The organism is Protofrankia sp. Cas3 (genome assembly GCF_963555955.1).
GTDB lineage: Bacteria > Actinomycetota > Actinomycetes > Frankiales > Frankiaceae > Protofrankia.
On the sequence record NZ_CAUVXP010000065.1, the window covers coordinates 1 to 19666 of the forward strand.

15 protein-coding genes and 1 pseudogene are annotated in these 19666 nt (G+C 68.8%); 2 read left to right on the plus strand and 14 right to left on the minus strand.

Features of this window, described 5'->3' with window-relative positions:
• From U9983_RS13925 to U9983_RS13980, 12 genes and pseudogenes are all read right to left on the minus strand, one after another.
• Window positions 1–710 (minus strand): annotated as a pseudogene (locus tag U9983_RS13925) (hypothetical protein); the annotation flags it as partial.
• Window positions 691–2250, minus strand: coding sequence for a hypothetical protein (locus U9983_RS13930; RefSeq protein WP_322754436.1), 1560 nt, complete (start codon window positions 2248–2250; stop codon window positions 691–693). The gene U9983_RS13930 and the pseudogene U9983_RS13925, both read right to left, overlap by 20 nt.
• Window positions 2250–4070 (minus strand): hypothetical protein, encoded by a 1821-nt coding sequence (locus U9983_RS13935; protein ID WP_322754437.1) that lies wholly within the window; start codon window positions 4068–4070, stop codon window positions 2250–2252. Before U9983_RS13935 ends, U9983_RS13930 begins: the two co-directional genes overlap by 1 nt.
• Window positions 4071–4117: 47 nt before the next feature.
• On the minus strand, window positions 4118–4504 hold the full coding sequence (locus U9983_RS13940; RefSeq protein ID WP_322754438.1) for a hypothetical protein: 387 nt from the start codon (window positions 4502–4504) through the stop codon (window positions 4118–4120).
• Window positions 4501–5910: a hypothetical protein gene (locus U9983_RS13945; protein ID WP_322754439.1), complete on the minus strand. Its 1410-nt coding sequence runs from the start codon at window positions 5908–5910 to the stop codon at window positions 4501–4503. The genes U9983_RS13940 and U9983_RS13945 overlap by 4 nt, the downstream gene beginning before the upstream one ends.
• Complete coding sequence (locus U9983_RS13950) at window positions 5901–8726, minus strand: glycosyltransferase (RefSeq protein WP_322754440.1); 2826 nt, start codon at window positions 8724–8726, stop codon at window positions 5901–5903. The genes U9983_RS13945 and U9983_RS13950 overlap by 10 nt, the downstream gene beginning before the upstream one ends.
• Complete coding sequence (locus U9983_RS13955) at window positions 8723–9520, minus strand: polysaccharide deacetylase family protein (protein WP_322754441.1); 798 nt, start codon at window positions 9518–9520, stop codon at window positions 8723–8725. Before U9983_RS13955 ends, U9983_RS13950 begins: the two co-directional genes overlap by 4 nt.
• Window positions 9520–10494, minus strand: coding sequence for a glycosyltransferase family 2 protein (locus U9983_RS13960; protein ID WP_322754442.1), 975 nt, complete (start codon window positions 10492–10494; stop codon window positions 9520–9522). Before U9983_RS13960 ends, U9983_RS13955 begins: the two co-directional genes overlap by 1 nt.
• Window positions 10491–11372, minus strand: a complete 882-nt coding sequence (locus U9983_RS13965; RefSeq protein ID WP_322754443.1) for a glycosyltransferase family 2 protein — start codon at window positions 11370–11372, stop codon at window positions 10491–10493. The genes U9983_RS13960 and U9983_RS13965 overlap by 4 nt, the downstream gene beginning before the upstream one ends.
• 1050 nt (window positions 11373–12422) lie before the next feature.
• Window positions 12423–12875, minus strand: a complete 453-nt coding sequence (locus tag U9983_RS13970; RefSeq protein WP_322748884.1) for a DUF6542 domain-containing protein — start codon at window positions 12873–12875, stop codon at window positions 12423–12425.
• Window positions 12876–13152: 277 nt separating this feature from the next.
• Window positions 13153–14538, minus strand: a complete 1386-nt coding sequence (locus U9983_RS13975) for a DNA recombination protein RmuC (protein WP_322754444.1) — start codon at window positions 14536–14538, stop codon at window positions 13153–13155.
• Window positions 14539–14681: 143 nt separating this feature from the next.
• The gene (locus U9983_RS13980) at window positions 14682–15353 is read right to left on the minus strand and encodes a DUF4232 domain-containing protein (RefSeq protein WP_322754445.1); all 672 of its coding nucleotides are present in this window, start codon (window positions 15351–15353) and stop codon (window positions 14682–14684) included.
• 263 nt (window positions 15354–15616) lie between these two features.
• Between U9983_RS13980 and ychF the strand changes: the two genes are divergently transcribed.
• Window positions 15617–16693, plus strand: coding sequence for a redox-regulated ATPase YchF (ychF, locus tag U9983_RS13985; RefSeq protein WP_322754446.1), 1077 nt, complete (start codon window positions 15617–15619; stop codon window positions 16691–16693).
• Between the two features lie 297 nt (window positions 16694–16990).
• Here the strand turns inward: ychF and U9983_RS13990 are convergent, their stop codons facing one another.
• A complete protein-coding gene (locus tag U9983_RS13990) occupies window positions 16991–18235 on the minus strand; it encodes an ABC transporter substrate-binding protein (RefSeq protein ID WP_322754447.1) in 1245 nt (414 codons plus the stop codon).
• A 412-nt stretch (window positions 18236–18647) separates the two neighbouring features.
• On the minus strand, window positions 18648–18956 hold the full coding sequence (locus U9983_RS13995; RefSeq protein WP_322754448.1) for a 4a-hydroxytetrahydrobiopterin dehydratase: 309 nt from the start codon (window positions 18954–18956) through the stop codon (window positions 18648–18650).
• Window positions 18957–19062: 106 nt separating this feature from the next.
• Here U9983_RS13995 and U9983_RS14000 point away from each other — a divergent pair, with 106 nt between their 5' ends.
• Window positions 19063–19494, plus strand: a complete 432-nt coding sequence (locus tag U9983_RS14000) for a (deoxy)nucleoside triphosphate pyrophosphohydrolase (protein ID WP_322748890.1) — start codon at window positions 19063–19065, stop codon at window positions 19492–19494.
• Window positions 19495–19666 lie beyond the last annotated feature (172 nt).

Genomic DNA, 19666 nt, shown 5'->3' on the forward strand with positions numbered 1-19666 from the left:
GCGCTGGTCGAGTCGGGGGCGTGCGCGTCGCGCCAGCTGCGGATGTCGGCCAGCGTCGACCCGGGGCTGCGTCGTGCGACAACCGCCGGCGCGGCGTCGGCCGGTCGGCTTGGAGCGTTCCCGGCTGCCGCCGCCGGCATCCGCCCGGTGCGGGCGGGAGCTGCGCTCTTCGGCGGACTGGACCGTGCATCACGCACCGTCGCCAGTAGGCGGCGCGGATCACGACCGTAGAAGCGGATGAGCGCCCGCGCCAGCGGCAGCGCCGTCTCATCCCCGGTCAGCGCCACCGGTGGGTCGCCATCGAGGCCGGCGCGCAGCAGGGCGGGGAAAGCGTTGGTACTCAACCAGCCGTCGCCGAGGCAATGGGCCATCGACAGTGCCGCGTACCGACGTCCGACATAGATCTGGAACGGCAGCGTCGGCACCGCGGATGTGTAGAGGCGTTCGATATGGCCGGCGAGGTCGTCCTGATCGGGATCGTCCATCGGAACGATAGTCGCCACGCAGTGGCGGCGTATGTCACCCGCCGGGGTCGGTATCCACTTTGTCGAGCTCGGGTCGAGCCTGCGGAACAGCCGATGGTCCGGTTTCATGGTGAACAGTTGCTCCGCGGCGACCCGGACCGCGGTCACGTCCGGCATTTCGGCCGGGCCGGCGAGCATGATGTGCCGCCGGCCTATCCAGGCACGGTCACGACCGGCCATACGCATGAAGGTCACCCTCTTCTCCACTGTCGCGGATTCTGTTGTTGTGAACTCTGGCCGGGTGCGATCGGCGGCTGAGCGCGGCGGCGACCACCGCTGTGACGCTCTGTGCGACAGCCCAGGCCAGACCGACACCGGCCAGCCCCAGTGGCTTGGCGAAGTGCCAGGTACCCGTGGTCACGAGCACCGCGGGAATGGCCTGCAGGATGACGATCCGGCCGACCTGGCGCCGCGCCCTCGCCGCACAGACGGCCAGCACGGTCACGGCTCGGGCCATACCGCCGAGGAGCAGCAGCCGCAGGACGGTGCTGGCCTGCTCGGCGTAGGTCGCCCCGAAGATCCTCAGGATCAGTGGAGCCCCGGCGATGCCGGCGGCGCCGACCGCCGCGACCACCGGCAGGACCCGGCGCAGTAAGGCCCTGTGCAGGGCGTCGACGTCGGCGCCGGGCTGGGCGCCTTCGACGGTCAGCGAGATCCCCATGCCGACTGTGATCAGGTCGACCGACACCGTCAGCATCCAGGCGATGCCGAACGCGCCGCCGGCGTTTGAACCCATCCGGACCACGACGAGTACCGGCAGGAAGGTCGTTGCGATCTGGGCGAAGACCATTCCGACGGCGTCACCGGACAGGAAGCGGAACACCGCCGTAGCCCCGATCGGCAGCCTGGCGGCTCTGGGTCTGGGTCTGGTTCTGGGCCCGGCCGATGTGGCGTTGGCCGGTGGAAGCAGACGTGTCCACAGCAGCCAGGAGACGCCCGCGATGAAGACCACAGGTGGCAGCGCCCACGAGCCGAAGAGCCCGAGCGCACCGCACTGCCCGAGGGCGGCCAGCGTAGCCAGCGTCGCGAGCTTGGTGGTGCTGTAGGCGACGTTCTCGATCGGCACCCAGACTGCGGCACGTAGGCCTGTCAACACGCTGTCCTGCAAAGAGAAGATCGACCATAGCGCGACCGCCAGGGTGAAGCCGATCGCCGCGCCGGGGCGTCCCAGCACTGCCAGGGCCGGGCTCATCCTGGGGGCTACCAGCACGAACACTGTGCCCAGGAGCAGGCTTGCGCCGCTCGCCACGCCATAGCCGATCAGTACCAGGGCTCGGGCGGATGTCCCGGCGCTCGGGAGAAACGTCGCGAACGCGCCGCCGAAGCTGAACTGGGCGAGGGTGGACAGGGCACTGAGCGCTGCGACCAGGGCCGTGACCTCACCGACCGTGGCCGGGGTGGCGCTGCGCGCGGCGAGGATCCAGTACCCGCTCCCCACCAGAGAGGACACCCCGCTGTTGACGACCAGGGCCAGTCCGTTGCGGTACAGGACGCTGCGGTCAAGGACGCTGCGGTAGAGGACACCGCGCCGGGCGGCCGTTCGCGGGGCGCGGGTTCGTGGGGACCGCCATTCAGGGACGGCATTCGCCGAAACCGTGTTTCCGCGCGTCGCCCGGTGTCGGCCCCGCTGCCGCGGATTTCGGTAGTCGCGCTGCTGCTGCTGCTGCTGCTGTTGCTGTTGCTGTTGCCGGCGCCTCCCGGAGTGAGCCGGTAGCCCGACCGTCATCACCGGTTTGCCTGGTAGGTGTAAATGCGGGCGGTCGGGCTGGTGAAGAAAACCTGGAAGCGTGGTGAGCGCGCGACCGCGTCTTCCAGGGAGTTCAACGCTCCCGGTGGCGTGAGCCCGAAGACATCGGCATAGACGTCCTGCGAGGTCGCGAACGCAAGATACCCATGGGTGGAGTACTGCCGCAGCACCGCGACGACATCGTCGAGGTCGGCCGCGCCCAGCTGGCGGTTGCGGAACCTGACCGCGTGCAGCAGGTTGGGGTCATCATCACTTCCTGGACTCCGAAATTCCGGGTATCTCGGGCCGTACCGGAGGGGAAAGTCGGGGCCGGCGAGAAGGAGGACAGACCCCGTTGCGGCATGGGTGTCGAAGTAGTCGGCGGCCCGGACGGTATCCGGAGTCATGATGTTGATTTCCTCCTGCCCGGTGAACGCGGGCAGGAACATGGCGACCAGAGCGCCGGTCACGATGCTGACCGATGGCATCTGGCGCAGGCGCCATCCGCCGTCGGTGGGTTCGAGGGCGAGGGCGCCGAGAACGGATGCGAACGGCAGGGCGAACAGCACGACCCGCAGCGACGCCTCGCCGCCGTAGCTCTGGGCGAACACGATCCCTACGGGGACCACCGCGAGCACCAGCGCGATCCCGACCGCGCGTTCCCCCCGGCGCAGGCCACGCCAGGCGCCGATGATGGCCAGCAAGCACACGGAGGCCGTGAGTGCGTACCCGGCGCGCGCATTGAAGATTTTTCCGGGCTGGGGGGAGAACTCGTGGACGTGCGCGTTCGTGGCGTTGGCAACCGGGTTCGCTCCGGAGAGCAGGCCGAAATTGTGCTCGACGTAACCGAGGTTCGGCGCGAGCCAGGCCAGGGCGAGTCCGGCCAGCACAAGTGTCAGCCACCGTGGCCGGAGGTATCCCGCGACACTCAATGCGCCCATTCCGGCGACGATCAGGTACGGAGTGAGCTGGTGGCTGACGACCACCGCTGCCTGTAGCATACAGATGATCGTGATGGCCGTCCGTCGCGCGGCTTTCCCGGTAACCGCGGTGAGCTCGACGGTCGGCCGCCGGGTGCCCAGGAACCGCAGCGCGACCAGATACAGACCGAGGCCCATTGTGAGCCCGAATGCCTGCGGAGCGAAATAGCTCTGACCCACCCAGTTTGTGACGACGAAAAGGAAAGCGGCCGTGGCGGCGGTGCGGGTACGGCCGGTCAGGGTCCGCGCGGTCGCGGCGACTATGCCGGCCTGGACGAGCGGAAAGAAGACCTCGGCCCAGGCCGCGTATGTCACCGGATTGCGCTGACCGGCGAGCCGGCCGAACAGCGTGGCGACCGCAAAGAATCCCGGCCACCGATGGTAGATGTCGATTCCGGGGTCGATACTGCCGTGTACGTCGATGTACCGGACGACGCCGATGTGCTTGTACACCCATGGGTAGTGTGGAACGTCCGCGCACAGTGGCACCGTCCCGTAGAGGACGACCACGGTTGCGGTGAGGAATCCGGCGAGCAACCACGGTCTCGACCGCCGCTGGCACAGCGCGCCCGCGTGTCCGATGACCAGCAGGGCGAGTCCGGCGTACCAGCGCACGGGCAGGGCCGGCGGCAGGCCGTAGTCCCCGAGGGAGTCCATCCGGATGCCGCCAAGGGACGTCGCCCACATGATGATGCCGGTGGTGCCCACCGTCATGGTCAGTGTGAGCCCGCCCAGATTCCGGGCCGCAGCGGTCGAGCCCGTAACTGTCGAGCCCGTAACTGTCGTGGTCGTGCTCGTGGTCGTGCTCGGGAGCGGGACCGACGCCAACGGTTGGGTCATCGGTTGAGTCATCGGTTGGGTCAACGTGTGGATCGGCGGGTTGGCGGTCATCCCCGGTTTCCCCGCTGCCGTTCGGGGGTCGTCGCGGACAGTTCGCCGAGCGCTCGCCGAAGATCCCAGGCGAGCACGCCGCTCGAGGCGAGTCCGAGGCAGCTCAGGAGCGCCTCCGGGTTCCACCAGCCGACCTCGATGGTGACCACCGCCAGGAGGGTTAGCGTCGCGAGGCTGACGCTTACCGTAACTGCGAGCCACGTAAGGACGTCGTCCAAACGGAGCGTTGTCAGCGCTGCCGCGCCGGGCAGCAGCACTGTGGCCAGCGCAGCCAGCACGGTCCGTACCGGTGAGTGCGTGCCGGTGCCGGCCACCAGCAGGGTCAGCGCGGCAAGCGCCAGCAGGGCGCAGTCCACCGCGCATCGACGCCGCGGTTCGGTCACGTGTCTGCTCCTGTGTTCATCAGGTCACGCGGATCGCCCGCGGATGGGATCTGTGGCGAGGGGGCCGGGCCAGGCTGGCTGCCGGTGGGCTGGTCGCCGGTGGGCTGGCTGCCGGTGGGCGTTGTGTGGGTGGTGATCCGGCGTGTCAGACCGGGAGCGACAAGCAGGGCGCCCACGCTGTGCGCGGCGAGCCAGGCGGACGCCGCTCCGGTGGTGCCCCACCACCTGGTCAGCGGGAAGAGTGTCAGGAAAAGCACGAACAGTGACATGACTTGGATGGCGCAGCTGCGCCGGCTCAGTCCGTCCAGGCGCCACAGCACGCAGCGCAGCGTCACCGCGGCCTGCGGAATACTCGCGACGAGCAGCAGCCGCAGCGCGGTGGTGCCGCCGTTGACGTAGGTCCGGCCGTACGGGGCGAGCAGCAGCGGAGCCGCGATCACCGCCAGTGCCACGCCCGCCAGTAACCCGGGTCCGAATCGGCGCAACGCCGACCGGGTGAGGGCCGCGGCCGTGTCCACGGCGCTGGCTGCCTGGATGGTCAGGGACAGGCCCACGGACAGGACAAGCGACTCGACCGCCAACACAATCGTGAACCCAACCGAGAAGGATGCGTTCGCGTCGTCCCCGCACCAGGCCAGGACGCCGAGCGGTACCGCCACCACGCCGGTCTGCGCGGCAAGCAGCGCTCCGTAGTCCCAGGCGAGAAAGCGCAGTAGCGCCGATCGCGCGGGCTTGTCCGGGCGTCGGGTACGGCTGCGCGGGCCGTCGACCAACCCGCGGCGCAGCAGCCAGCTGCCGATCGGCAGGGTCAGGGCGGCCATCGGCAGGACCCACGCGAGGAAGACCGCGTGGGAGCTGCCCATTCGGGTCAAGATGATCAATAGGAGTATCTTGGCGAGCCCGAACACGGTGTTCTCCACCGGGACCCAACCGGCCCGACCGACCGTGGCGAGCACCGAGTCCTGCAGGGCGAACAGCGTCCAAAGGGCCGCGGCCACCGGAAACAGCACGTCCAGGCCGGGGTCCGCGTGCAGGAAGCCCAGCCCCCTGGACACCGCCGGCCCGACCAGGACGACCGCTCCGCCGATCATGAGCGCGGCCGTGCCGCCGAGACCGAAGGAGAGCCCGACCATCCGCCGCCGGCCCGGTGTGATCGGCAACAGCCGGGGCAGCGTCGCGTTCAGGTTGAGATCGGCGACAGCCCCGATCGTCTGCATGACAACCACCAGGACCGTGTCCCGTCCGATCTGGGCGGGCGGGCACAGCCGGGCGGCGATGACCCAGAAGGCCACGCCCAGCGCCGATGTTGCCACGGTCGTGGTCATCAACGCGTTCGCGGTCCGTACCAGGGCGCGTTCCCGGTCGGCCGGGCCATGGCCGTGACCCGGGCTGCCACTCACGTCCATGGTGTTACCGGCTGGTCGTCGGTCGACCGGCGCTCGGTCGACCGGTCGTGAGCTGCCCGGTGGCGGGACCGCAGATAACACGCCGGACCAGCGGCCATCCCGGCAAGCTCGTGAAACCAGAGCCGGCCCATGGGTAGCCCGGCTGAAGCGGCCGCGTGGTGACCGGCGGCCGGTGGCCGCCACGGTGTGTCGGTGACCCTGCGGCCGGTCCGTCGCCGGCTCGCCCGTAGGTGACCGACCCCAGCGGGGATCGCGACGAGCAGGCCCGGAGCCGTGGCAGGGTCAAGCAGATACTTGAAGAGGAACGAGGTCAGCCCGGTGCCGTAGCCGAAAAGCTGCCGGCGCAGCGCATCCAGATCGGCCCGGTGACTGTGCCAGACCAGCGCCGCCGGCTCATAGGCGACGGCGTGTCCGGCCAGCAGCAGGCGGACGAAGACGTCGAGGTCCTCGCCGCCGGCAGACGCGGTGCCCGCGCCGAGGGCCTCGTCGAAGCCGCCGACGCCACGCAGCGCATCGCGGCGAAAGGCCATGTTCGCGCCGGTACCGAACGCCCCCGCGCTGTACGGGTACAGCGGGCCCGGCCGTCGGGACCGATCGAGGTCGAACAGCGCCGGCCGGCAGCTCGTCGCCCATGACACGCGGGCGTCGAAGTACCGTTCCGCCGGGCTGTCCAGAGTGGCCGCGGCGACGAGTCCGGTGACGCAGGCGACATCGGGCCGGCGCTCGAAGCCGCGCACCAGGCCGCGGATCCAGCCGGCGTCCACGGTCACGTCGTCGTCGGTAAAGGCGACGATCTCACCGCTCGCGGCGCTCAGACCCGCGTTGCGCGCCCGTGAAAGCCCTGGCCGCGGCTCCACGACATACCGGAACCGGGGGTCGCCGGCGGTATGGGTGGCGAACATGGTCCGGGTCGCACGGTCGGTCGGCGCGTTGTCGACGATGACGACGTCGAGCCGGGGCCAGTCCAGGGCGCGCAGCGAGACCAGGCTGGTGGCGAGCTGAGTCGGACGGTCACGGGTGCACACCACAACACTGACCGCCGGGGTCGACACCGTCCGGCGGCATGCATGACCGACGGTGATCAGGGGTGCGGGTGCGGGTGCGGGTGCGGGTGCCGGGTCTGGCAGCTGGGCGAGCCCGTCGGCGTCCAGGTGAGCGCGGATGGCGTCGCCGAGCTGACCGGCGGCCAGCGCCCGCACCGTCACGTCATCAAGGACGTCCTCGTCGAGATCGACATGCAGGAAGCCGAGCGGTGTGCCGTGCAGGCGGATCAGAACGCGGGCCTCGCGGTACGGCTCGCCCGCGGCGTCGAGCGGCTCGGGCGGGATGACTGTCGGTGCGGCCAGCTCGACCTCCCCGCACCAGATCAGCCTGTTCGCCGATGCCGACCCACCTGTGGTGGCAGCTGGCGCCGGCCGGTCCAGGAGCGCATTCGCGAGGTAGGCACCCGGACCCCGGACGATCCCGGCCAGCTCCGCGGCGGACAACGATCGTGGATAGCCGTGTTGCTTGCCCAGGTTCTTAGGGCTGTTCGGATCGACCATGTGGCGTAGTCCGTGCGGCGCTCGTCGCAGCAGCTCGCGCCGTTCCCGCGGCCGGGTCAGCAGCCGTTTGGTGACCATCGCACCGAGACCGATGCCGTAGCCGTGCACCTGCCGGCGCAGCTGCGCCTGGCTCCGCCGGTGTGCATGGCGGACCAGCGCGGCCGGTTCGTAGACGAGGGCGTGTCCGGCCATCACCACCGACAGGTGCATGTCGAGGTCCTCGCCTCCGCGCGCACGCGTCCCCGCGCCCAGCCGGATGTCGAACCCGCCCAAGGCCCGCAGCACGTCCGCGCGAAACGCGCTGTTCGCGCCGCTGCCGAACACCCCGGCCGCGAACGGATACAGGAGGTCGTCCCCTCGATGCTCACGAAGGTCGAAGCGGTGGTGTTCGAAGCCCTTCCCGAAGCCACCGAACCGTTCGAAGAGCACCTGGGCGTCGGTGTCGAGCGCGAGCGGCATGATCAGTCCGGTCGCGCAGGCCACCCGCGGGTCGACAAAGCCTGCCAGCAGGAATTCCAGCCAGCGGCGGTCGACCTCGATGTCGTCATCGGTGAACACGACCAGCGGCGTCGAGATCGCGGCGAGACCGGCATTGCGGGCGCGGGAGAGTCCCGCGGCGGGCTCGGCCACGTAGCGGATGTCGGCGAGCCCGGCCCGCCGCAGCAGTGCCGGCACCCCGCTGTCACGCGGTCGGTTGTCGACCACGACGATGTCCGCCGGGCGTACCGTCTGGGCGGTGATGCCCGCCAGCGTGCGGGTCAGCGCCGCTGATGCGCGGCAGGTTGTCACGACCACTGTCGCGGATTGTCCCGGCGACACCGGTCGACACACATCCGACTCACCGAGCCCACCGAGCCCACCGAGCGGCAGGACGGGCGGGACGGTGAGACCGTCGGCACGCAGGTGGGCCGAGATCCGTGCTCCCAGGGCGTCCTCGATCAGGCCGGCGAGCTGGCGCGCCGGCAGTCCGGCCGGGCCGGCCGGGTCGCTCGATACCGCAACCACCCCGAGCGGTCGGCCGTGCAGCCGCACCAGGACGCGCCCCGGCCGCTCGTCGGTGAGCACGGGGATGGGGCCGGACAGTTCGACCTCGTGCAGGGCGGCCGGGCCGTCGGCAAACGGCGACCAACTTCGATCGCGGCGTGCGACGGGCGGGCTGGCGCGCTGCCCGGACCACTCGGGTGATCGCTGGCTGGGGAGGTCCGGTCCGGCCCCGGCACCGGCTCGATCGGTGCCGATGTCGGCTCGATCGGTGGCTACCCGGCGCGTCACCGCGGATCTCCTGCGACCCGGACCACCGCGGGCGCCGGCGGCGGCGGCGCCGGCTGCGATTGCAGCACCCGGGCACGGATCCGGCGAGCTGATCGCCAGGCCCGGGTGCGCAGCAGTTCCCCACCCGGCGCGGGCGGACCGTCCCCGTCCAACCAGCTGCGTAGCCGGGCGTCAGAGGTGCTCGCCGCGACGGTGAGCCGGGCGATGGCCAGGGTGTCGTCGGCCGCGTGCGACAACGCGTTGCGCACCGCGCAGGCGGAGTTGAAGCCTGCCTCGGCGACTGCGGCCCGGGTCCGCCGGTCATAGTTGCCGTGCGGGTAGGCGAACGAGGCGACGGGCGCGCCGGTGCGGCCGGTCAGGTGGCGGCGCGACGTGACGATGTCGTTTTCGAGATCGGGGCCGGCCAGCTCATCGAGGCGTCGGTGGGTGTGGCTGTGCGCGCCGATCTCCACGCCGAGTGCGGCCAGTACGATCAGATCCTGTTCGCGCAGCATTCCCGGTTGGCCGATCCACGATGTCGTCACGTAGACAGTGGCGGCCCCGATGCCCGCGGCCAGCCGCCGGCACGCGGCAAAAGTGTCGGCGTAACCGTCGTCGAACGTGATGACAATCGTGTCCTCGGATGGAGATCCGGCCCGCAGCGCGCCGGCGTACTGCGACACGGTCATCGGTGTGCGGCCGCATTCCGCGATGAAGTGACAATGCCGGTCGAACGCGTCGGTACTGACCGTCCACCGGCCCAGACCCGGCCGCGGATGGTCGGAAACAGCATGGTAGAGCAGGACGGGGATCATTAAGCGCTCCGGTGCGAATCAGCGACGCGGGTCGCGTTGCCGGAATTTCGCCATGGGAAGTACCGGCCGTGGACATATCCAGCGGTGGTGATTCCCAGACCCGTGACGGTCGCACCCACGCGCGTCCAGTGGCGGGGTGCGCCGAGATCGCGGTATAGCGCCCGGGGGAGAACCCGGCGTATGTAGTCCTTCTCGCTGGCCAGCGCCGCGTTGTCGCCGACGTTGCGGGCCACCGCGGCCTTGGACAGGCCCTCGGCATAGCAACGGGTCCGGAAGTACCGCCAGGTTGTGCGTTCCCGGGTGACGCGGTGGCCTACCCGCGCCAGCGGCTGGTAAAGCAGGACCGCGGTCGGATCGTATGCGCGCAGCCGGATTGCGAACTCGGTCTCCTCACAGCCCAGCGGTCGGGCACCGAGGCGACCGAGTCCGTCGGTAAAGCCACCCACCTGATCGAAGACCGTTCGCCGGAATGACATGCCGGCACCGATGGGGTTTCGGACCGGTGCGCTGGCCGTGGGCAGTCCGGTGTAGCTGCATCCGACCACCCAGTCGAATTCCGGTGGGAACCATGATGGGCGGTTCGACGGCCAGCGCGGCTCGGCCAGCCCGCCGACACCGGCGATGGTCGGGTCGGAATACGGAGCCAACAGGTGCGCCAGCCACGCCGGTTCAGCCTCGGCGTCGTCATCAAGGAAGGCAATGACGTCGCCGGTGGCGGCCGCGATACCGGTGTTACGGGCTCCGGACAGACCCTGGTGGCCGTTGTTGACCATGACATTGACGCCGGGCAGGCCGGCTGCCGCACGTCGGTGCAGCTCGCGGTTGTGGTCAATGACGACGATGATTTCGTGGGCGGGAGCGGTCTGGGCCGAAAGGCTCGCCACGGCCCGTTCCAGATCCGCCCACCGGTCTTCGGTGTATGCGCAGATCACGACGGACGCACATGGTGTGGACCGGCCGTCGACGGCTGTCATGCGTAGCTCGCCGAGGTGGTGCCGGCCAGGTCGGGGTGGTCGCCGGTGCCCTGCTGGTGGGGGCTGCCCGCGGTCGGCGTACCAGGCGTACCAGGCGTACCAGGGGAGACGACGGTGCCGTGCGCGGCGGCCCGAGCGACTGGAACGTCGTGCCGACGTAGCCGCTCGGACACGATCGTGCGCAGTACCCGCAGCCCGTCGCTGCCGGCTCGCAGGTTTGACTCGCCGTGAACACGGGGCTGCTCGAAACTGCCCACCTCGGTGATGCGCAGGCCAGCCATTGCCACCCGCAGCATGATCAATGTTTCGATCTCAAAGCCGTCACCCCATTGGCGAACTCCGCCATGCCGGCCGGGCTCGAGCCCCAGCGCGGGTAGACATGTGCGGGAGAAGGCGTTGTAGCCATAGCAGAGATCGGTGAAGCGCCGACGGAACAACAGATTGGCCAGGACGCACAGGCCGCGGTTTCCCAGCCGGCGGGTGCGGGTGATGTCAGCGCTGCCACCGCCGTGGGCGAAGCGCGTTCCCTTGGCGAAGTCCGCTCCGTTCCGAAGGGCGTCGAGGAAGTCTGCGATCTCACCGGGATCCGCCGAACCGTCGGCGTCCAGCATGACGATGAAGTCGCCGGTGGCGGCGGCGAAGCCGCAGGCAAGAGCGTTCCCCTTACCGCGTCGTGTCTGGTGCACGACGACTGTGTCAGGGCGGAGTTCGCATGCGATCCGCACGGTGTCGTCACTGGACCGGCCGTCCACCAGGATTATCTCCGCGTCCGGTGGCAGCCGGCGGAAGACGTCGGGTATGTTTTTCGCCTCGTTGAGCGTTGGAATAACGATGCTAACCGAGAGAGGGGCCACTGGACGCCGCAACGTCTCGAACAACGGATATCCTCCGATTTAGGCCACGGGGAAACAGGTTGTAGCGGAGTCGACCGGTCTCGCGAGCATGCCCTTGGCTCCGGGCGCGCGAGACAAACGTCTTTGCAGGGTGCTTACCACCGGCCGGGCGGCCGGTACCGTCGTGGGAGATTTCCGTTCCCGGGGCGTGCTTCGGACGCCAGCTGTCCGACCCAGGGACCTCGGCCGCCGGCGATGCGACAGAACCACAAGCGCATCGCCTTTGGCCCTCCGGCGCGCGTGACGCCCGTGACGCGGGTGACGCTACAAACGACGTGCGTTCCGTCGCCGGTTACCGGGCGAGTTCCCGGGCGAGCGTTGCCCATCCGACAGTTGATTTACAGCAGAAGTCTGGTTGACGTTCGGATCTGCGTCCGTGCACCGTTGCCCCCTCGTGCGTGTCTGTGCCGTCCGCGATCGTGCGCCACCAGCTGTCGTCATCTTTGGACAGCGCGTATCTCGGCACGGGAAACGTATCACATGCTATCACTGCTAGTGGTTGATTCATCACCAAGGGGTGGAGGCCGCGGGTGTCGCGGAGTGTTCGTGTTGTTTAATCATGCCGAGAATTCCTGTGATCCGACCGTGATCCGACCGCGCCCTACTGGCCCGTGGCGGGGATGCGGAGATGTTGCGGAGGTTTCCAGTTGTTCCTACGGTGATAGAGAAAACGAAGAAAAACGTGTCGCCGGCCGCCCCACCGGTGAGTCCGGCGGTCGGCGCCCAGGCAGTGGCAGCCGCTGTGCTCGGGGTCGGCTCGGGTCGTTCGGGCCGGTCAGCCGCGTCGGCGGGAGCGGACGCGAGAGAACGCCGGGCACGGACACTGTCCGCAGTCAGAGCCACGCCGGTAATGTTGATGATTGTCACGAAGATGGCCGCAGCGGCAGGTGACCCACCACCTGGTCAGGCGGTCCCGAGGTTCACGGGGCGCATTGCTCGGCACACTGGAAACGGTACCGGATATCTGTGGGCCGCTGCCCTGGCGTTGCCGAGGGCTCGCACCGCTTCCGCTTCCGTCTCCGGGTCGTGATCGGCTTAACCTGCCGGCCGGCGGCGATTCCCCGGGGGGTTCTGCGCCCGCTCGCGGTCGCGGCGGGCGACCCGGGCGTGACGTGCCCGAACCGTCGCTATGAGGACGACGGCGAAAAATCCGATGAGAAGCACGGGGGCTCGTAGGATCAGATCGGAGCTGATACTGATTACCTTGCTCTTCATGCCGCTACCGACGCCGCCGGATGCCGGGTGCGCAAATCCGATACCGATGGCGATCAGCGCATAAACGAGCGGCGGCGTGATAACGATTCCGAGCAGGTCGTCGGGATGTACCCGGGTGGCGGCCAGGACGCAACCGGCGACGAACAGAACGCCGAATACCACTCCCAGAGAGCCGGCCAGGACCACGTCGATGGCCGCCCCGGTCGTTCCGGCAAGGAGGACCAGGAGCGCGGCTCCGAGCACGGTCAAGCCGCGCCGACTGCCCGTAACCACGGTTGGCGTTCCTGCGCCGCCTCGCCGCGGTGGAAGCCGTCCGCGTTGTCCAGTCGGGCCCCCGGTCCGGCCGGGGGGACCGGCCGACGGGCGAGGCGGCGGCGAGCTCACCTGGGCAAGGTACCGCCCGGAGCTCGGCCGCGTGTCACCGGCGAGTTGTGTCACCCTGTGATACAGCCGCTGGCATTACTTTCGGTGCAGGTCTAGAAGCTTTAGGCAAGGTATCCGGCCGTCAATCGACCGGCCCCGCGACGCCGCGTCCCTATTGCCGGGCGCTCTAGGCGCTCCTGGTTACCGGTGGCTCCTCGGCGCTGCCGGCGAGTTCCGCCGCGGACAGGGCGCGTACGCCGGCTTCCACCCGCGAAGGTGTCGGCAGCACGGTGTCCACCACCTCCATCGCGGCAAGCCGGCGCGCCGGCACCAGGACGCGGCTCTCCAGCGATCCGACCGCGGCGTTGAAGTCGGTCACGGTCCGGCCGAGCGAACGGCCGAGCCTGTCCACGTGCTCGCCGAGGGTGCCAAGACGGGTGTATAGATCCCTGCCCAGTTCGAAGATCTCCCGGGTGCGGGTGGTGAGTGCCTCCTGCGTCCATGCGTGGGCGACAGTCCGCAGCATCGCGATGAGGGTGGTGGGCGTCGCGATGATGACCTTCTTGCCGGCGGCGTACTCCAGTAGGGCCGGGTCCTTGTCCAGCGCGGGAGCGAGAAACGCCTCGGCGGGTACGAACAGCACGACGAACTCCGGACTTGTGGAAAAATGCCGCCAGTACGCCTTCGCCCCGAGCGCGTCCACATGGGCGCGCAGATGCCGCGCGTGGGCGGCGAGCCGTTCGTCGCGAGTGGTCTCGTCCGGTGCCTCGGTGGCCTCGAGAAACGCGACCAGGGGCACCTTCGCGTCCACAATGATGGTCCGGTTGCCTGCCAGGTGAACGACCATGTCCGGTCGCCGCACGCCGTCATCTCCGGTGACGGTGGGTTGTTCGGTGAAGTCGCAGCGGGCGATCATCCCGGCGACCTCGGCCACCCGACGGAGCTGCATCTCCCCCCACGCCCCTCGGGTCTGGGGTTTGCGCAGGGCGGTGACCAGAGCGGCGGTCTGCGTTCGCAGGCCTTCGGATGCCTGCTGGACGCCCCGGACCTGCTCGACGAGGGTCGCGTACGCCTCGATGCGCGCGGTCTCCAGGTCCGCCAGCCGGTGCTCCATTTTTCCGAGCACCTCCCGCAGCGGGCTGACCAGATGCTCGACGGCTATCCGGCGTTGCTCGAGGTCTCCGGCGGTGTGTGCGCCGGCCTCCTGGAAGCGGACCGAGGCGAGCTCGAGAAACTGACGGCTGGCGCTCTCCAACGCCCGTGCGGACAGGGCCTGGAACGACTCGGCCAGGCGCTGCTGGCTCTGCTCGACCAGGCTCAGACGTTCGGCCGCGGATCGCCGTTCGTAGTCCAGGGCGGTACGCATGCCCGCGACATCAGCCTCGGCCAGTGCCGCCCGCTCCCGGGCGGTCTCTTCTGACCGCCGCAGCAACTCGCGCTCGCGGGTGGCGAGGTCGCGCTCGGCCGTCGCCGTCGCGACGCGGATGTCGCCGGCCCGGCGGCCCGCGGCGAAACCGCCGGCGACCCCCAGCAGCAGGCCGAAGAGGAAGAGCAGCATGCTCCCGACGTCCATGGTGGACAGGCAATCACGGACGTCCGACACTTTTCCGGCGGCGCTCTCGGCTGACCTTCGGCCTGCCGTCGGCGGGCGCGGCTGCCGGGAAGATCCAGGGTGGGTTCAGATGGTCGCTCGTAGTGCTGCTACTCGTAGTGTTGCTATTGGGCGATACCGCCGGCGTCGGCGCCGGCTACCAGCGGATGGATCTGAAACTCGCCGCAGAAGCTGAGTGCCCGCGCCAGTTGAAGGCTGCGTGTCTCGCCCGGTGGCGTCACCGTGAGGCCGATGTAGTCCGGGCAACTGCCCTGGGTTCCCATGGGAACGACGGTCCACTCCAGGCCGGCGGAGGCGGTGCCGTCCGGCGCCAGCACGACCTGGGATCGTGGCGTTTGCGGGAAGATGGAGCCGACGCTGCTGCGGGTGGCGTCCGCAGCGTGCTGACCATTGGTGCCCGAGGCGGCGACACCCGGGTAGCCGGTGAGCGCGCAGGGGCTCTTCGTCGTGTTCCTGAAGACGAGGACGAGACCGTGGTGGCCCATGGCGCTTCCGCCGGCGGGTGCCACCGTGGACAGCGTCAGGCCCGGTGTGGCGCAACGCGCCGGCGTGGCCGGCTGACCCGTATCGGCCCCGCCCGTCGTGCCGGTCGTCGCAGCGCCGGTCGTCGCAGGGTTGGTCGTCGTGCCGGTGGTAGCGCCTGCGGGACCGGGCGTGTCCGCGGCGGTGACATTCCGGGCCGCGTCGCTGGTGCCGGTATGGCCCGAACCCGTGCCGCTGGAACCCGCGCAGGCGACACCCGCGGTCGCACACACGACAACGACTACGACTGTCATCGACAACCGGCTCCCGGCAACCCTCACACCACCCAGGATCGCGCGTCGTGAGTGCTCACGACAGCTCTTTGGCGTGGCCTGTCAGTGGTTTGTCAGTGGCCTGTCAGTGGTCTGTAAATAGGTTGGCTATCGATTTTAGCTGGTTTTGGCGAGCGCCGGACGGCCGCGCGCCCGCTCGACCCGACCGTCTCGTCGGGTCGAGGGCTGACCCCCGACCCGACCGGATACCGCCGCTGCCGGCCCACCCCGTAGACTGCGACGTCATGGGCTTGTCGATCGGGATCGTCGGACTACCCAACGTCGGCAAGTCGACCTTGTTCAACGCGTTGACCCGCAACGACGTCCTGGCCGCGAACTACCCGTTCGCCACCATCGAGCCGAACGTCGGCGTCGTCGGCGTGCCGGACCCCCGTCTGGATCGGCTCGCCGAGGTATTCCACAGCGCCCGCACGGTGCCGGCGACGGTCAGCTTCGTCGACATCGCCGGGCTGGTGCGCGGCGCCTCTGAAGGTCAGGGCCTCGGCAACAAGTTCCTTGCCAACATCCGCGAGTCGGACGCGGTCTGTCAGGTCGTTCGTGTCTTCTCCGACCCCGACGTCGTCCATGTCGACGGTCGCGTCGATCCGGCGGATGACATCGCCACGATCAACACCGAGTTGATCCTCGCTGACCTGCAGACTATTGACGCGCGCCTGCCCAAGCTGGAGAAGGAAGCGCGGGCCGACAAGGGCAGGCAGACCATGCTGGTCGCCGTGAAACACGCCCGGGAGGTGCTGGACGCGGGCCGCACCCTCTCGTCCGAGCCCGGTGTCGACCGGGCCGCGCTCCGGGAGCTGTTCCTGCTCACCGCCAAGCCCTTCCTGTACGTGTTCAACGTGGACGAGGACGTCCTCGCCGATGACGGCCGGCGTAAGGAGCTCGCGGCGCTGGTCGCCCCGGCCGACGCGGTGGTGCTGTGCGCGAAGGTCGAGGCCGAGCTGACCGAACTTCCCGACGACGACGCCGCCGAGCTGCTCGACTCCCTCGGCCAGACCGAGAGCGGCTTGGCGCAGCTGGCCAGGATCGGTTTCCACACGCTGGGTCTGGCGACCTACCTCACGGCGGGGCCGAAGGAAGCACGGGCCTGGACGATCAAGGTTGGTGCGACCGCTCCGGAGGCGGCGGGTGTCATCCACACCGACTTCCAACGTGGGTTCATCAAAGCTGAGGTCGTCTCGTTCGCGGACCTGATGGCGGCCGGGTCGATGGCCGCCGCCCGGGCTGCCGGGCGGGTCCGCATCGAGGGTAAGGACTACGTCATGGCCGACGGCGACGTCGTGGAGTTCCGCTTCAACGTCTAAGAGCGATCGGCAATAGGGGACGCGGCGTCGCGGGGCTGGGGCACGCACCTCGCCTCGTTGTCGTCGGTCGACACCCAACACCTCCGGTGCCTCCCTCCTCCGCCTCGCGATCTACGTGCCTCAGCCCCGCTCCTTGATCTACGCCCCTATTGCCGGGCGCTCTAAACAGACGGTATCCGTGCAGGTCACAAGCCTGTTTCCGCTGGTTGACGGAAGCCTGGTCGCCGTGCCGGTGCCGGGAGAGGCTGTGCGCCGCCCTCTCGGCACCCGTCGTCGCCGGTTGTCGGGTTGTCCCGACTATTGACCCGATGCGGCTGTTTGCCCGCAGAACGGTGCCGGCTGCTGGACGTCGAACGCGGTGCCCTTGTTGTTGATCCGCAGGAAGGTGTAGCACGGCGAGGCGCTCTGATACTTCGCCATGTCGGCGGCTGGTGTGACCAGACCGCCGGCGTCGTAGTCGTGGACCTGCCGCAGTCCGCTGATGAAGGACTGGCGGGTGGGGCAGGGGCCCGCGGTCTGGAGCCCGCGAATGAACATGTCGGCGCTGATCCAACCGCTGAGGGCGAGGCTCTGTGTCGGTGGTTGGAGCTGTGGGGCGTAGGCCGTCATCCCGGCGACGAACGTCTTGTGAGCGGGTAGGTTCTCCTCGAAGGGTGCGACGTTCACGAACACGTAGGTCCCGGCGAGTTGGGTGCCGTACTTGGTGAGTATCCCCTGGTCGTACCCGGACGGGGACATCGAGACCCGCAGCGGGACCTGTGCCCGGTTGACCGCGGTAGTGATGTTGGTGAAGGCGTCGACGGTCAGTGCCCCGGCGAGTGTGTCGACACCGAAGTTCTTGATCTTGGCGGCGATCGTGGCCGGGTCCGTCCCGGTCGCTGAGATCTGGTCGGTGTAGACCACGTCGACGCCCGCAGCCTTCATGCTCTCGGTCATCTTCTGGGCGAAGGCGGCCGATGCTTCACTGAACGCGATGCGTAGCACCGCGGCCTTCTTTCCACCCTGGCTTTTCGCAAATGTTCCCCACGTTGCCGGTGCCGGGCCGTCCGTGAGGTAGTTCGACCAGGTGAACATGTTGTCGTTCTTGCTCCAGAGGGTTTCCGCCGAGACACCGACCACCGGGATGCCGTTCGTGTGCAGGTAGTCGGCTGAACCGGAGGCGACGTTGCTCGCCTCGACCATGCCGAAGACCTGTGACTTTTCGATGAGCCCGGTTGCCACGGCGCGGTTCGTGGCCGGGTCGGAACCGTCGTCCGCCCAGTCGTAGGCAAGTTGGCGACCATATACGCCGCCCTTGCTGTTCTCCACTCCGAACCTCGCGTCGACACCGGCCCGGAAATCGGCGAACTGCGGTGCCGCGGGGCCCGAAGAAGGGAAGATCAGCCCGGCGTTGGCCGTGGTCGGACTGATCCCGGGAGTCGAGCAGGCCGTCGTTGCCGACGCGCTCGGTGCGTCGCCGCTGCCACCGCCGCAGCTTGCGGCCAACACAAGGGCGACAACAGCCATGACCGGCCGCCGACCAAACGGAATGCGATGCCGCACGGCAAGCCTCCACGAGCCGAGAATGTCTCGTCGCGCTGATCCAGCCTGACGCTGGGGCGACCTTCGTAAGATCAAAATATCTGGTAGATCAATTTGAATGTATAATTCATATCACTTAGTTGCGATCAGTTGTTCGGGGGGTGTCCAGGTCAGGGCCTTGTTGGTCCGAAGACACGGTCGCGGCTGGGGCACAGCTGGGGCGCCGGCGATCGCGTCGAGCGACTCTCGCCGCGAGATTGATCGCAATGCCCGGGGTGTGCCAGGTGGTATGTCTGCCAGCTTTTGTCGGATTAGCTCCGAATGCCGGCATGCGTCACCGCCGGGATGCGTGGGCGAGCCCGGCTCATAGGGCGCCTGGCACACCGCGGATCAGCGGTGTGCCGGACCTGTTACTGATTTTCTGGCCGCGAACCTACCTCGCCGGGTCCGCAATGCCGTGTTGACGCAGAATGTCGGAGATCCGGGAGGCCAACACGATGTCGAGGTCCGTGACGCCGCCGTGTGAATGCGTCCAGACTGTGAAAGTTGTCACATCATGCGCCCGGTCGACGACGGGGTGGTGGTTCATTTTGTTCGCCACGATCGAGATTTTCTCGATCGTCTCGTCCGAGGTCTCGTCGTCCATGGTGACCTTACGCACAATTGTCGATGTGTCACCGGTCCAGCCCGGTAGCTCGCCGAGCGCCTCGGTAACCCGGTCCGCATCCAGCTTGGTGGGCATGAAATGGCCTCCGTCCGGTTTGCCGGGCGCCTTCGGTGGTCGCCGCCCGGATGCTGCGGGCCCTCCTCGCGACGGGAAACTCCCCGTCATTACAGTGTGGTCGGTCATGGGGGCGGCAGGCATCTCGCGGGTCGTGGTGGCCGCGGCACTTCTTGATGCCAGCGGTCGCGTGCTGGCGTGCTGCCGGCGCGGGCCGCCCGAGCTCGCCGGCGGCTGGGAGTTCCCCGGGGGCAAGGTCGAGCCAGGCGAGGACGAGGTGAGCGCGCTGGTGCGCGAGTGCCGCGAGGAGCTCGGCGTCGACATCGAGGTGGGTGCGGTCCTGGGTGAGGTCGCGCTGCCGGCGGTCGGCTGGGTGCTGCGGGTGTGGTTCGCCCGGATCATCGACGGCGAGCCGCGTCCGATCGCGCATTCGGAATTGCGGTGGCTCGCATCGCACGAGCTTGACGACGTACCGTGGCTTTCACCTGACGTTCCGCTGGTCGAAGATCTTCGCGGCAGGCTGGCGGCGGGCACGTCGGGGGTATGGGGCGATACGTAACATTAACGGATGGTGTTGATAAGTAAACCTTCCGTTGATTTTCAGTGTGCGGTCTCCCGGGTCCGTACCATGGGGGCAGACCTCGCCAGAGGCGAGCCGGAACGGGTCGATCTACTGCTGCCCGTGCCCGGCACCTGGGCTGTCCCGTCGGGCCGGATCCAGCGGCCAACGT

Coding starts and splice junctions, on each gene's coding strand:
- U9983_RS14000 (WP_322748890.1), top strand. CDS start 19,063: ATGGGGGCGGCAGGCATCTCGCGGGTCGTGGTGGCCGCGGCACTTCTT.
- U9983_RS13930 (WP_322754436.1), bottom strand. CDS start 2,250: ATGACGGTCGGGCTACCGGCTCACTCCGGGAGGCGCCGGCAACAGCAA.
- U9983_RS13945 (WP_322754439.1), bottom strand. CDS start 5,910: ATGGACGTGAGTGGCAGCCCGGGTCACGGCCATGGCCCGGCCGACCGG.
- U9983_RS13960 (WP_322754442.1), bottom strand. CDS start 10,494: ATGACAGCCGTCGACGGCCGGTCCACACCATGTGCGTCCGTCGTGATC.
- U9983_RS13955 (WP_322754441.1), bottom strand. CDS start 9,520: ATGATCCCCGTCCTGCTCTACCATGCTGTTTCCGACCATCCGCGGCCG.
- U9983_RS13980 (WP_322754445.1), bottom strand. CDS start 15,353: ATGACAGTCGTAGTCGTTGTCGTGTGTGCGACCGCGGGTGTCGCCTGC.
- U9983_RS13935 (WP_322754437.1), bottom strand. CDS start 4,070: ATGACCCAACCGTTGGCGTCGGTCCCGCTCCCGAGCACGACCACGAGC.
- U9983_RS13975 (WP_322754444.1), bottom strand. CDS start 14,538: ATGGACGTCGGGAGCATGCTGCTCTTCCTCTTCGGCCTGCTGCTGGGG.
- ychF (WP_322754446.1), top strand. CDS start 15,617: ATGGGCTTGTCGATCGGGATCGTCGGACTACCCAACGTCGGCAAGTCG.
- U9983_RS13995 (WP_322754448.1), bottom strand. CDS start 18,956: ATGCCCACCAAGCTGGATGCGGACCGGGTTACCGAGGCGCTCGGCGAG.